This is a genomic window from Ruegeria sp. G7 (assembly GCF_056535465.1).
In genome coordinates, this window is sequence record NZ_JBQFIL010000002.1 from 581,319 (window position 1) to 594,994 (window position 13,676).

Below are 13,676 nucleotides of genomic sequence, written 5' to 3' on the forward strand. Positions count from 1 at the left end.
TTCGACCATATCACGCTTCCGCCGCCCGACCTTTGAGCGCGATGATGCCGCGTGGTCGGAATTGAATGAACAGGATGATGAACAGGATCATGTAGGTCTGCGCTGCCAGAGTATTGGACGGATTGAACCACTCAATCCCCTTTTGCAGCGTTCCGACCATCGTCGCGCCCAACAGCGTGCCCCAGATGTTGCCAACGCCACCAACGACCACGGTCATGAAGCTTTGCACGATGTAGTCAGATCCCATCTCGGACGTGACTTTTGCGTAAAGCCCGATCGCCACACCAGCGATGCCCGCAATTCCAGAGCCTAGGCCGAAGGTCAGCATGTTGATCCGATCCGGGTTGATGCCCATCGAGGACGCCATGCGGGGATTCTGCGTTACAGCTCGTACCTCAAGCCCCAATCGGGTTCGGTTCATGACGATCAGAAACAGCGCCAAAAACAGCAGTGCCAGAACAAAGATCGCAATACGGATATAGCTGATGGACACGATGTCGTTCAGCACCATCGACCCGTCCAACCATGCCGGAGCGGTCAGAGGACGCGCCTGAGTGCCAAAGATGTTCTTGGCCAATTGCTGCAAAGCAATCGAAACGCCGAAAGTTGCCAGCAACGTCTCCAGCGGGCGGTGATAGAGCCACCGAATAACCAACCGCTCAAGCAGAACACCGGCCCCAAATGTCACCAGAAACGCGCAAGGAATTGCAACAAGGATGGAAAGTGTCAGGTCAGGAATGAACAACTGCACGACATAGCCGGTGTAAGCGCCCATCATGATGAACTCACCATGGGCCATGTTGATCACGCCCATGACCCCAAAAGTGATGGCAAGGCCGATCGCAGCCAGGAAATAGATCGAGGCCAGAGACAGTGCGTCCAACACCAGATCTGCAGTCTGGTTCAACGCAACTTGTGTTTCGATGTTGTCCAATGCGACCTGCGCAGCAAGAGCAACGGGTAGTGGGGCGGAGACGTAGACCTTGAAAAACTTATGTTTTTCGACAGCCTCAGCAATGTCATCCTGCGTCACCAGCGGTGCTGCAAGGCCTTGCTGGGCCAATACCAGATACGCGGCCTCTCGTGCGGCGTCCTCGTCCAGGCTTGCCACTTGCACACCCGCGACGGTATCGCCGTTTATGTTGGCGATCAGGGTTTGCTTTACGGCTTCGGCATCCACCGGTTCCTGCGCCAACCCATTGGCGACAAGCAGGCCATAGGCCTGGTCCAGCGTTAGGTCCTCTGACCCAACCTTTATCCCAACCGCGCCATCCGGAACTTCATCTGCGACTTTGATTTCGGATGAAACCAACGGATTGAGCGTTGCCCGGACATCAACGCCCAGATCACCGGCAAAGCTCTCGATGGCAGCCAGCCTGGCGGTTTCGTCCTCATCAAAACGGATCGTTAGCAGGCGCTCCAACCGGTCTTTGCGCGCCTTGAGATCGGCGTCTTGTTCCGCGTCGATGGAACCACGCAATGCGGACAGATGCGACGCCTCTGCGTCTCGCTCGATCGCGGTCAAAGCGGCGTCGCGGGTTTCTGGATCGGCGTCGTTAAGTTGAAACTGCACGAGGGCGGACGCGATTAGCCCTCGAATGCCAGAATTAGGCTTGAGCTGCTTGTATTCCTTTTTGTCGACTACGCCGATCTCGGTCCCGTCCGATACGTCGAAAATCTGCAACCCGCCGTCAGCCTTTGCGGCAAAGACAAACAGGCCGGTTTCTTTGTTGAACCACATGTCTTTGGCTTGCCAACGTTCCAGAACGGTCTGCGCTTCCGGCAATCCACTTTGTGCCAGCGCCTCAATCGCCGGACCAATTGTCTTACGAGAGGATTTCTGGATCACCTCCGCATGCGACTGCAAAACCTGTTGCACCGGGGCATCTGCGGATTGCGCTTGCAGAAGGGTCGGGGCGGCAAGGACCAGCAGGGCAATCACTGCCCACCTGAACGGAAGCGTCATTTAGGAAGACCTTTGTATTGAACTTCGGGGCACAAGACGCGCCCCGAAGACTTCAGGTTAAGAGCTTAGTAGTTGGACTTGATCTGTACACAGCTCTCGGTTTCGGTGTTGTACATACCGCAACCCAGCTCTTTCCAATCCGACACCAGAACGGCAGATTCAGGCAGATAGTCGGTCCAGGCGTCGCCCGGAACTTCTTCGGTCTGGCTGATGATATCGAACTGGCCGTCTTCCTGGATTTCACCGATCAGCACCGGCTTGGCCAGGTGGTGGTTTGGCAGCATCACGGCTGTACCGCCTGTGAGGTTCGGGAATTCCTGACCATACATGGCGGTTCGCACAGCGTCGACATCTGTGGTGTCAGCCTCGGTTGCTGCGTTCACCCACATGTTAAAGCCGATGTAGTGGGCTTCCATAGGGTCGTTGGTCACACGGTCCTCACCCATACGAGCCTTCCACGCTTCGACCCAAGCTGCGTTGGCGTCGCTTTCAGCTGATTGGAAGTAGTTCCAGGCCGCCAGATGACCGACGAGGTTGCTGGTATCGAGACCAGCCAGTTCCTCTTCACCGACCGAGAAAGCAACAACCGGAATATCGTCAGCCGAGATGCCTGCGGCCGCAAGTTCCTTATAGAAACCCACGTTCGCGTCGCCGTTGATGGTCGAAATCACACCGACTTTCTTGCCGTCCGCGCCAAGCGCAACCACGTCGGCAACGATCTTGGACCAGTCGGAATGACCAAAGGGGGTGTAATTGACGAAAATATCCTCTTCCGCGATACCCTTCTGCTTCAAGTAGCTTTCGAGGATATTGTTTGTGGTCCGCGGGTAGACGTAGTCGGTTCCCAGCAACGCAAATTTCTCAACTTCCAACTCGTCCAGGAAGTAGTCAGTGGCCGGAATCGCCTGCTGGTTCGGCGCTGCGCCCGTGTAGAACACGTTCTTTGAGCTTTCTTCACCCTCATACTGGACCGGGTAGAACAGCAGCCCATTGAGTTCTTCGATCACGGGCAGGACAGATTTGCGAGACACCGAAGTCCAGTTGCCAAAGATCACGTCAACCTCATGCACCGTCAGCAACTCGCGCGCCTTTTCGGCAAAGAGCGGCCAGTCAGAGGCCGGATCAACGACGACCGCCTCAAGCTCGCACCCCAGCAGACCACCTGCTTCGTTTTGCTGTTCGACCAGCATTTCCATCGTGTCTTTCAGCGTGGTTTCCGAAATGGCCATCGTGCCCGACAGCGAATGCAATACACCGACCTTGATCGGGCAATCGGCCAGTGCAGGCAGAGAGCTGGCCAACAGGGCTGCAGCGGTTGTGATGAGAAGTTTGTTGTGCATCAACATTTCCTTTTATGCGATGCGCAGCAAGGTTGTGCGGGCCGCCGAAACGTCCCATATAACCCCCACGCATAATTGCGGTGTGCGAGGGTGTTTTCAGGTTCCTAGGCCGGACACCTTCGCACATTTTCCAAGCCGTCTTGCGGCACGCCATAGTGCTATGACGGTTCTTGCCAGCTATCAGAGTCTCATGACCCGAGTTCTTGGATTGATTCACGGCATTGCCTAAATATGCGGCGGTACAGCATGTTCCGCTCAAGAATGCGGCACTGCAGCGATGCGCCTTTTAGGCGCCTCCCAGTATCAACAGATTACACTGGTCTAAATATCGCTTGGCCGTCCTGCGGGCCGCGATTGCTTTGGTTTCATCTGAACTGAAGGTCGCGGTTTGCAGCAAGCGCGCATGCGCGTGTTTGGAATTTACCCTATGGTTCAGGATCAATTCGGCGTTGTCAGCTGTCGCTGCCGCTTCCAGCAAAGATACAAAACCGCCGCGCCGCGCTTCGTGGTCCTGAGCATTTGCATCGTTCAAAAGCCAAGCGTGCTCCATTTCAGCTGAAAAACGGCCTGCACAGCTCGCAAACGATTTTACCATACTGTTTTCAGCATGAAGCACCCCGGTGGAGGCCATGATGAAGTGCAGTGCAACGAAACCCGTTCTTAATACGCCCATTAATTAAACATTATGACCGAAAAAGCGCCCGTCAAGGAGGCGATCTCGAAATGATTTTCACTGTTGAGTTGCCATCTCAGAATTGTGAGGAGCGTCCCCCGGGACTGTAACCTTCTGTTTCGTCGGACAGAACCGCGTCGTCGTTTGCTGTTGAATAGGCGGTTTGAAGATGTTCGTGTTCTGAATGGTGATCATTGTCTGCCTGTTTCGGATGACGAGGATCAAATCACGAAAATACAGAAAGGCAGGTCAGCGCATCTGAGCCCGGAAGCGCCTATAGGAGTTACTTCGTCACCAGCGTTGACGACTACCCAAGCAATCACTTTAGATCAGAACGTTGCATTGTCATTCGCGATTTTCCCGCCTGTGAGAAGCATCACGAAGCGGGTGAACAGATCGATGGCTTGCATAGCATCCCAATGCTCGCGCAGTTTGCCGTCTTCAAGGCGGAAGGTATCGGTGATGATGAACCCTTTGCTTTCGTTCCCGCGATGCTGCGCCTTAAGCGTTACATGGCTATGCAACACAACCAAATTACCGCTCGCGATGATGCGTTTGACGTCGTAGCTGTAGTCCGGAAACCGCTTCGTTAGGGTCTTCACGTACCCGATCACGCCAGACATCTCAGACGGGATAGCCCTGTTATGCTGGATGTAAGGTCCGTCTGAATAGGTGCGGGACACGTACTCAAAATCGTGATCGTTCATAAGCCGTTGGAAGAAATCAACTACAACGGTCGCATTCTTGGTTTCCTGTACTGTCCAGTGATCCTGCTTCAGCTGATCAAATGGGATTTGGGGTTTCGGGCTGGGTATGTGATGCATTGTTTTTGGTCCTGTACCGCGAAGGATTTGTCTCTCGCCTTACCGATCCTTGGGGCCGGTCGATTGTTGATGCTTCAGCCTTAGAATTTGCCGTTGTTGTGTGACATCTCTGCCGGGGTGGGTGACACGACATCCCAGTGTTCGACGATCAAGCCATCTTCCACGCGCCAGAGATCGAAGAAGGCCCAAGGCTGTCCGCTGACGGTGGCATCCGAAGCTACGAAGACAAAGTTGCCCTCAGCGACCACAATTTGCGGTTCGAATTTGGTGATAACGAAACCTTGTTCGGCCCAGGTTTTGGTTCCTTCAAACAATCCTTCAATGCCATCGGCAAGGTTGGGATTATGCTGCATATAGACTTCCGAGTACTGTGGTGCATTTTCAGGCGCCTCGCCGCCGAGCACGTCACGCACAAATCCGAGCACGAGAGCTTTGTTTTCTTCTGTCTTGTCCAGATCGGTGATCTCAGTCGGGCCGTCGGTCATACCTCGACCCGAAACCGTCGTTTCAGGAACTGGTTGCAGGTTATCCCAGTGTTCGACGACCATGCCATTTTCGACGCGAAACACATCGAAAGCTGCGACAGTTTCGGCGCCAAGCACCTGTGCGTTGTCGAACGTACTGTGCAGCACAACCATATCGCCTTCACTGATGACCCTGTGGGTGGCCACAGTCATTCCTGATTGCTCGATGAGCGGTATCAGGTTTACCAATCCTTCAGCGCCGGTCTCAATCTGCGGATTGTGCTGGATATAGTCCGGGGTGATCAGCGCACGTGCCGCCTCGGGGTCATGATCGACAAAGGCTGCGGTGAACAGGGCGACGACAAGTTCTTGTGGAGACATGGAGAGATCCTATGATTCGTATCTTTCCAATACGTAGTAGCAATATCATACCAAACAGCAATTACGTACTTTTACCAAACTAGGTAGCGCCAACCATACTGCTCAGTGGAGAAGAGAATTGATGAATGCAAATGAGTGAGCTAAATTATCAATAGTCTGTGATTCATACTAGGAATTGATATGCTACCGATTGGAGTCGCCAACAAAGCCGAGGCATCAAACTGCTGTATCCGTTCCGTGCTGTCCAACGTGACGGGCAAGTGGAGGATGATCATCATTCTGGCCTTGGAAGACCAACCAAGACGGTTTGGTGATCTCAAACGGTGCATTGGCGACGTTACGCAAAGCGTACTTACTGAAAACCTGCGTGGCTTACAGCGAGATGGATACCTGACACGAACGGTCGAGCCCGGTCCTCCGGTCGCTGTAACCTACGAGCTGACAGATTTAGGGCGCAGCCTTCTCAATGTGCTTAAACCGCTGGTGTTCTGGTCGCATGAGCAGATGGACGATGTCAGGCAGTTTCGAATGGAATTTGATCGGCAACAGGTCAGCTTAGTGCCCAAGGGAAGGTTTGGCAGAGGCGAACCCTAGATCAGCTATTCGAGCTGCGGGCGCAGAAGTTCGAAAGCTACGCGGGACAGGTGTTTTGACAGATTGGATGTCCGGCGACGAAACGGGCGAACACCCGCAGCGAGCTCAGCTCTAGGGTTAAAAATCTGTGGCCAACGACAATGGTATCACGCAGAACTTCTCCCAACCTTGTAAGCCGGCCGACGGCGCTTTCACAGATGTGCTGAACACAAAGCTCAGGGCCGGGTGCTTGTTGGTAGATTGGTTCCGTTTTCTGGCAGATCCCTTCGCGAGGATGGAATTATGTTGTAATTACCACAACGAAGGAAGACCATACAGCCCATTGGAAACATCCCAATGGCAATCCTGGCAAACTTGCATGACGCTACAAACCGGTCCAGGTGGAGAAATCCAGATAAACTACTTTCTAGCGACAGAAGTTCGGGTTTTGCAGCACAGTGTTGAACTTGCCCACGAGGAAGGATTTCGTTTAATTCTTCTTGTGTCGGCGAATTCAGAGAGATTGCCATGCACAGGTACATAGGCGGCCAGAATGGCCCTTTTGGTTTGTTTATTCTTGCGATCGTTTTGGTTTTTGGCGCTGTTCAACTCTATTTCTGGTCTGACCGCAGCATCTGGATCGACGAAGTATCGCAGCTGTTGAATTTCCCACTAGATAATCTGACACAAGCCTTCGGTCCGTTGCCTGAGGCACAACAAGCTGGGCCACCGATTTTCAATTTGCTGTTGCATGGCATCTCAGATCTGACGATCCGTGCTATGCGCTTGATCATAATCCTGCTAACGCTCGGCGTATTCGTTGCAGCCTTGATTGGTGCATTTGGAAGGCAGGCATTGCCGATCGCCGCGGGTCTGTTTGTGGTGCTGTCGCTCCCGTCCTTTTTGGTCAACGGATCGATGTTGAAATTCTATGCTTTCGATGCAGCAGGGTTCGCTATATTCGCTGCCTGGATTTTCGCAAAGGATCGATCTGATGCCTTCAGTTTGCGTGATTTGACCATTCTTCTAGCAGGGCTTTTTTTGGGCGTCTCAACAATTGTTGGCGCTTGTGTCGTGGTGGGGGTTTTTCTGATGCTGCGTTTGGTCGGCCACAAGCTTGAGTTACGCGAGGGCGCGGTTGCGGCAGTACTGTTCGTGATCGCATGCGCGTATTACCTGCAGATTGGCCATGCAACGAGAATTCAGATCACCGCTTTCCCCGATGCTTATGGCGGTCTGGGTATGGAGGCGCTGGCTAGATTCGGTGACGCCGCAATAGCTCTGTTTCAGACGCGGGGCGCCGTCATATTGCTTGTAATCTGCCTATTGGCCCTGGTTGCGCTCGTGTTCCTAAAGAGGCCGGAGCGCTCGCGATTGTCGGCGCTGATGTTGTTTGTGGGCGCTATCGTGACCGTCTTCTTGGGCCTTGCCGCAATAGGAAAATATCCGGCAGTCAGCTCACGACACCTCGTTTGGATGTTGGGAATACTCCCAGTGTTGGCAGCGGCTACGGTTGATTGTCTGCTACGGTGCATGGATTCTCGACGTCCATTTGCCATAGCGGGTCTTGTCATACTGGGCGGCCTGCTTACAGCGACTGGACTACGTGTGATGACGAAATGGCCCCCGCAACTTGTCGAAGGTTCCAGCAAACAGCTGGTCGCGACTTTATCGGAGCTTCCTCCGTCACAGGTGTTGCACTACTTCGGGACGTTTCGACTGATCCCGTTGATGATCGAACGGGGCGCACCAATTGATCACCATAGTTATGCACCGTCGCTCGCAACTGGCAGTGTTGCGATTGACCCTTCGTATTTCGGCCCGGAGTGGAATGAGTTAGACGCCGGCAGATTCTCTGAAGCAATTGAAGATATGTTACACAATGACCCTGACGCATGGTCAAAAATGTACATCATGCTGCGGTTACGTGGTGATTTTCGACCTCTTGCCAGGTTTGTACTGGATGCGGCACCAGAAGACGGAAGCACATTTTACATAAGTTCAATCCACGCCGCTTGGCCCGGAGAACCGGGGCGGGCAACACATGGCTTGCGGGATGTTCTTGACGAAAGATTTTGTGAATACAAACCGGTAGGGGTTTTTCAAACACTGCTCAGTCCGGGTTATGTTCTTAAAGTCAATTGCCCGAACCTGTCTTAATCCTGAACGCTCAGCTTTGTAGTACAAAGCATCTCAGATCTTTAGCTTCTTGAATACACTCTCGGGAATGTTGCAGATGATCGCCATGATCAGCCACCAAATCGCTCGGACAAATACCACGTTTTTTCCGCGCTCGACCGCAGTAGCGATTTTTTCGGCAACTTCCTGAGGTTGGGCCGTCAATTTCTTCGGCAAGTCCATGTTTTCCGTCATCTGCGTCGCAACAAATCCGGGCAAAACCGTCACCACATGCACGCCTTTTTTGATAGCCGATTTCTCAGGCCGGACAGAAAAGCGGTAAAACCTGCCTTTGCTGAGCCATAGACATAGTTCGTCGCGCGCCCACGCAGCCCTGCTACCGAGCTAACGCCGACCAGAGTGCCCGAGCCACGGGCTTCGAACCGATTGGCGAGTTCCGCCAGAATTCCGGCCGGCCCTTCGAAATTCGTGCGCATGACCAGATTGGAGGCCAAGATATCTCGTTCGTTTTCAGATTGCTCGCCCATGTATCCGACCGTACAAATGGCAACGCTGGGCAATTCAGGCAGACTGTCAACGAAAGCTGCAAAGCTTTCTGGGTCCAAGGCGTCGAACTCGTGTAGAGAAACCTCGACGTTGTGACGGGTCATCACATCGTCGCGGTTGGGTTTCAGGCTTTCCACATTACGCGCCGCAAGTTGGATCGGATGGCCAAGGCTTGCGAATTTTTGCGCCACCGCCAAGCCCATATCCGAACGCGCGCCAAGGATGAGAACGGGAGTTTTGCTCATAAGGCGAGCCTTTCGGATTGGGAGGATTGAAATGTACCTACGGCACTGTTGTCGCGGCGCTGCGCTACGAATGCTGCTACGCGCGGATCACTCTCGATCAGCGTTTGCGCGGTCATCCGGCCATCCTTGGCCAGATAGAAGCGGCCTCCGTGGTCGATGGTAATACGGTCCAGTCGCTCCAGCAGCTTGAAATTCTTTGGGCTCGCCGGAAAATCCAGTGCCAGCGTATATCCAAGCATCGGAAATGAAAATCTACTGGGCTGATCGCCGAACTTCTTCAACACTGCAAGGAAGGATCCTGAAGCAGCGTCAGATATGGCCGCCAGCAGAGCATCGAGGCCTTCTTTTGATGCGTCCATAGGTAGCGCGCACTGGAATTGAACGAAACCCCTGCGGCCGTACATCCGATTCCAGTCGAGGATCGCATCCAATGGATAGAAATAGCTGTCCCAGTCGACCAGACGCTCGCCTGCACTGCGTCGTCCGGCGCGGAAATATAGTGCGTTGAATGCTTTTACTGCTGGTCCGGACATAGCGAAGGCGGGAAAATCGAAGCCGACGCGCTTTTTACGTTTTTGTCGTAGCGCAAATCGATCACTGTTTTCTTTTGTACCAAGTATGTCGCGCGGCGCGTGTTCGCCCAACATGACTAGGGATCGACCGCGGTTTGCGCCACCTTTGAGGCAATCTATCCATGCGACTGAATATGTGAACGCATCACCAGTCTCTAACGCATTCATAGCTTCGGTAAGGTTTTGGGCCGGGATCATCGTTTGCTTAATCCAGCCAGATTCCACCGGTTGCAGTCGAATGGCCGCCCGCAGGATTACGCCAGTTAGCCCCATGCTACCGGGTATCCAGTCAAACAGGTCTGGGTTTTCCGAACGCGATGCCCGGCGTACCGTACCGGATCCGTCCATCACGTCCACCCATTCAACGGCGGCTGACATCGAGCCTTCGCGATGATGGTTCTTACCATGGACATCCGCAGCAATCATGCCGCCTAAGGTCACGTATTTGGTTCCCGGCGTCACCAAAGGGAACCAGCCACGCGGCAGGAAAGATGTAATTACATCGGCCAGCAATACCCCGGCCTCTGCCACCAGAACGCCGCTTTTTGGGTCAAATGAAATCATGCGGTTGAAGTGTCGCATATCGATGGTGCCGCGGCGGCTGATTGCGCTGTCACCATAGGCGCGGCCGTTTCCTCGGGCGATTACACCCCCTTGTTCTAAAGCTGCAGCTAGTTCGACTTCGGAGCGCGGCCTTTTGACCAATGGCGCATAAATGACGGGAAACCTGCCCCAACCGCTGAGCATCATGTGGCGCGCCCCAATGACAGCATCGAGTCCGTGAACACATAGCGCCGATCCAGATTGTATTTGACGACGTAACCTATGGTCAGGCCGATCACGGCGCCCGTCTCACGCGCCAGGTCGGTTTGCCAGATCAACCAGAATGCGGTTTCGGTGCCCCAAAATATTGCGGTCGTGACTAGCCCCATGATGGTGTACAGTGTGAACTTCTTGCCGTGGGCTGCAGCGCCCGAAGATACGTCGAAAAAGATCCAGCGTTTATCTAGCAGATATTTTATGATCAGCCCCACTAGGGTGCCTGCTGCGAGAGCGATGACGAATAGTCCCAGGCCCTCACCCCACTGCAAAACCAACCGCTGCGTGGCTAGGTTCGCTATTGTTGCGATGATTGCGAAGGCTCCATAGCGTAAGATCAATGCGCCGAGTGTCATAGCAATGCTCCCCAGACGGCGCAAAACAAAATGGCCAGAAAGCACAGCAGGCTTGTCCGGTCCTTTGCAGCGAATACCACAGGGTCGTCATGCATGTTGCCGCGATGGGTTATCATGATGATACGCGTGAGCCAATATAGCAGGATAAGGCACACCACCCAAAGCGCTGTAGGTGATCGGTATAGTTGCATCACGGTCGGGGAATTAATATACAACGCCATCACCAAAACAGAAACATAACCTGACGAGATTGCCACCTGACTGATAAGTGGCAGATCATCGACTTGGTATCCACGACCGGTAGCTTCCATGGCACCGCGTTTGGCGGTATCTATCAATTCTGCTTGGCGTTTGACCGAGGCCAGTGACAGAAAGAAAAACACAGAAAAAGCTAACAACCAGACGGATAAAGGTATGCCGGTGGCGTAGCCGCCAGCGATGATGCGTGTCGTGTACAATCCGGCCAACATCATTATGTCGGCCACAATCCGGCGTTTGATGTTCAGCGAGTAAGCGGTGGTCGCCACGTAATAAAACAGCATTACGCCCAATAGAGCCAGATTGACGCTGGCGGCGATCACGACGCCCAGGCCGAGCAAGCCAAATGCCATCTGGGTACCATGTGCAATTGGTATTGCACCCGAAGCAAAAGGCCGGTTGCGTTTACGTGGATGGGCGCGATCAGCTTCAAGATCTAGAAGGTCGTTCGATACATACGCGCTGGACGCAACCATCGAAAAGGAAAGGAAAGCTAACAGAGCTGAAAAGAAAGTCACCGGGTCATATTGGTGCGCTGCGAGCATGGGCAAAAAGACAAGTATATTCTTAAGCCACTGATGCGGGCGAATTGCTTTTATATAAGGCTTTATCGCGCTAGATCTGGTCTGAAGATGTTCGACCCGAGAGTTCAGGTCGTCGACAGTGCGGCGCAAAGAGGCTGGGGCGTTAACTGTAATGGCTTGCTTGGCTTGCGACCAGACCGGTACATCGGCCTGCGCATCGCCCATATAGGCAAATCCACCGGTATAGTGGTCCTTAAGAAACGAAGCCTTCTCTGGGCCTTTTAGATTGCGCTGTCCGTCTGAGCCATAGACTTCATCAAAAATATCTAAATGTTCGTAGATGCGCTTGGCAATTTTTTCGTCGCTTGCGGTTACCAGTGCTGTTTGACCTCCGCGGCTGCGCCAAGCTCGAACATAATCAATCACCTCGGAGTCGTAAGGCAAGGTTGCGACATCCACCGGCCCGGACTCTGCCAGGTCATGTTTTAGCTTTGCCTTGCTCTGTAACAACGAAGTGACGGCCCGAAAGGGCGTTCGCCAGTCTTTGCCCAATGCGCTCCAAAATGTTTCAAACAAAATGTCGGAGCGCAAAAGCGTTCCGTCCAGATCCACGACCAGAACTGGTAAAGGTGTTTCACTCGTCATAGAGACAAACGGCCGAAGCCCCTCAAATCAATAGTTAGATACGCTAGCATGTTTAGTGTTTGTTTAATGGTATAATACGGCGGATATGTGTCTGGCGAGGCGCTAAATCCCTCACATGCACCCATTCTGCCTCGAATATCTTTTTTCAGAATGTCTAAGGTTCGCCCAGAAAGCTAATATGGAATGACCGTTGTTTCCCAGGTCGATATAATATGAGCGATTTTGCAGCACTATGGAAGCTGAGTGCAAAAAATTCTGGTTTGTAAGATGTACTTCGTAAACGGGCGCGATACCCTATACCGAAGAGAAAACCTATCGGGAGTTTATGCAGTGCGTTTTTTGTGTGCCGCCCTTGTTTCTATCGTTACCGCCTCGTCGGTGCCGAGTATTGCCCATGCCGAAGTTTTGCAGAGACGGGCGACAGGCGCGTATATGAACAGCCTATACGACCTAGTTCCCCCCATGATGAAATTGCTGGTCGAAGCAAATGGCGAACAGTTTTTTGCAGCGCAGGGTAGCTATGACATCACGCCTCCGCTGTCTTCGCCCAATTGGAAGGAAAACTGGATTCGGTTTGGCGTGCCATCTTCAGGCGTTGACAAAACCTGGCGATCGCTTGAAACGGCGAATGTCACTGATGTCATCATTGTGACGGATAACTTCTCAGGTCCGCCAGTATATAAATCACAAGGAGCCAACCCGGATCCGGTAGTCGGTGGTCCGATCCCCAGGCCTGCGCAAGAAGGGAAGGCGCTTACCTGGGGTGACGAAGTCACCGACATTATCTCTGCTCATGAAGAAAACGTCACCGACGAGCCGATTTATTGGATCTATGAAGGTTGGGCAGATGCGGGTCGGATTCTGGATGAGGACACCGGCGCAGGATCGGATAGTGACTTTGCCGATTGGCGCGAAAGAACAACCACGCTGCTGAATTACACAGGTTGGTTTGACAACTTGTTGGACCACGCACAGGAAACTCTTCCTGAGGTGGCATCGCGCATCAGAATGATCCCAGTTGCTCGCACAATGGTATCAGTCATGGAAGAAACACCTGCATCTGCGCTAAAGGCGGGTGATTGGTTTGTGGATGATGCACCGCACGGAAACGATACTTTGCATCTGTTGGTGGCAATGATCGTTTATTCAGCCATGTTCGAGCAGGAGGCTCCAAGGCCGGACGTTTCCGGGAAAAATATCAACAGTGTTTTCATGGACAATTACGAAGAGATCTCTGCGCATGTATTCGATGCAGTGCGTCCTTACATATCGTCCTGATTTCTCAGTTCAGCCTAATGATCTCCAAACAATGCGATCTCGCACGCGGGATCCGTTTGATATTCCAGATGAT

The 13,676-nt window shown here is 53.1% G+C and carries 13 protein-coding genes; 3 read left to right on the plus strand and 10 right to left on the minus strand.

The genetic code is table 11. The features are described from left to right. Nucleotides 1-10: 10 nt before the first annotated feature. From urtB to ACR3EN_RS19530, 5 genes are all read right to left on the minus strand, one after another. The gene (gene urtB / locus ACR3EN_RS19510) at nucleotides 11-1,966 is read right to left on the minus strand and encodes an urea ABC transporter permease subunit UrtB (protein WP_480870496.1); all 1,956 of its coding nucleotides are present in this window, start codon (nucleotides 1,964-1,966) and stop codon (nucleotides 11-13) included. Between the two features lie 65 nt (nucleotides 1,967-2,031). Beyond that, nucleotides 2,032-3,306 (minus strand): urea ABC transporter substrate-binding protein, encoded by a 1,275-nt coding sequence (gene urtA, locus ACR3EN_RS19515; RefSeq protein WP_480821258.1) that lies wholly within the window; start codon nucleotides 3,304-3,306, stop codon nucleotides 2,032-2,034. A gap of 286 nt (nucleotides 3,307-3,592) precedes the next feature. Continuing rightward, entirely contained in the window at nucleotides 3,593-3,979 is a 387-nt protein-coding gene (locus ACR3EN_RS19520) for a hypothetical protein (protein ID WP_480821256.1), read from the minus strand. Nucleotides 3,980-4,308: 329 nt separating this feature from the next. Then, nucleotides 4,309-4,803, minus strand: coding sequence for a nuclear transport factor 2 family protein (locus ACR3EN_RS19525; RefSeq protein ID WP_480821254.1), 495 nt, complete (start codon nucleotides 4,801-4,803; stop codon nucleotides 4,309-4,311). Nucleotides 4,804-4,883: 80 nt separating this feature from the next. After that, complete coding sequence (locus tag ACR3EN_RS19530; protein ID WP_480821252.1) at nucleotides 4,884-5,648, minus strand: nuclear transport factor 2 family protein; 765 nt, start codon at nucleotides 5,646-5,648, stop codon at nucleotides 4,884-4,886. 180 nt (nucleotides 5,649-5,828) lie between these two features. On the opposite strand from ACR3EN_RS19530, the gene ACR3EN_RS19535 reads away from it, so the two are divergent. Both ACR3EN_RS19535 and ACR3EN_RS19540 read left to right on the plus strand, forming a co-directional pair. Beyond that, complete coding sequence (locus ACR3EN_RS19535; RefSeq protein ID WP_480821250.1) at nucleotides 5,829-6,242, plus strand: winged helix-turn-helix transcriptional regulator; 414 nt, start codon at nucleotides 5,829-5,831, stop codon at nucleotides 6,240-6,242. A gap of 507 nt (nucleotides 6,243-6,749) precedes the next feature. Continuing rightward, nucleotides 6,750-8,381, plus strand: a complete 1,632-nt coding sequence (locus ACR3EN_RS19540; RefSeq protein ID WP_480821248.1) for a hypothetical protein — start codon at nucleotides 6,750-6,752, stop codon at nucleotides 8,379-8,381. A gap of 33 nt (nucleotides 8,382-8,414) precedes the next feature. On the opposite strand, the gene ACR3EN_RS19545 is transcribed toward ACR3EN_RS19540, so the two are convergent. Genes ACR3EN_RS19545 through ACR3EN_RS19565 form a run of 5 tightly spaced genes read right to left on the minus strand, consistent with a single transcriptional unit; the run spans nucleotide 8,415 to nucleotide 12,325 of the window. After that, on the minus strand, nucleotides 8,415-8,636 hold the full coding sequence (locus tag ACR3EN_RS19545) for a hypothetical protein (RefSeq protein ID WP_480918494.1): 222 nt from the start codon (nucleotides 8,634-8,636) through the stop codon (nucleotides 8,415-8,417). Next, entirely contained in the window at nucleotides 8,624-9,151 is a 528-nt protein-coding gene (locus tag ACR3EN_RS19550; protein WP_480918481.1) for an SDR family NAD(P)-dependent oxidoreductase, read from the minus strand. The genes ACR3EN_RS19545 and ACR3EN_RS19550 overlap by 13 nt, the downstream gene beginning before the upstream one ends. Then, nucleotides 9,148-10,473, minus strand: coding sequence for an FAD-binding oxidoreductase (locus tag ACR3EN_RS19555; RefSeq protein ID WP_480821244.1), 1,326 nt, complete (start codon nucleotides 10,471-10,473; stop codon nucleotides 9,148-9,150). The genes ACR3EN_RS19550 and ACR3EN_RS19555 overlap by 4 nt, the downstream gene beginning before the upstream one ends. After that, entirely contained in the window at nucleotides 10,470-10,898 is a 429-nt protein-coding gene (locus ACR3EN_RS19560) for a GtrA family protein (protein WP_480821242.1), read from the minus strand. The genes ACR3EN_RS19555 and ACR3EN_RS19560 overlap by 4 nt, the downstream gene beginning before the upstream one ends. Further along, on the minus strand, nucleotides 10,895-12,325 hold the full coding sequence (locus tag ACR3EN_RS19565) for a UbiA family prenyltransferase (protein ID WP_480821240.1): 1,431 nt from the start codon (nucleotides 12,323-12,325) through the stop codon (nucleotides 10,895-10,897). Before ACR3EN_RS19565 ends, ACR3EN_RS19560 begins: the two co-directional genes overlap by 4 nt. A gap of 243 nt (nucleotides 12,326-12,568) precedes the next feature. On the opposite strand from ACR3EN_RS19565, the gene ACR3EN_RS19570 reads away from it, so the two are divergent. Then, complete coding sequence (locus ACR3EN_RS19570; RefSeq protein ID WP_480821238.1) at nucleotides 12,569-13,603, plus strand: hypothetical protein; 1,035 nt, start codon at nucleotides 12,569-12,571, stop codon at nucleotides 13,601-13,603. Nucleotides 13,604-13,676: the final 73 nt, after the last annotated feature.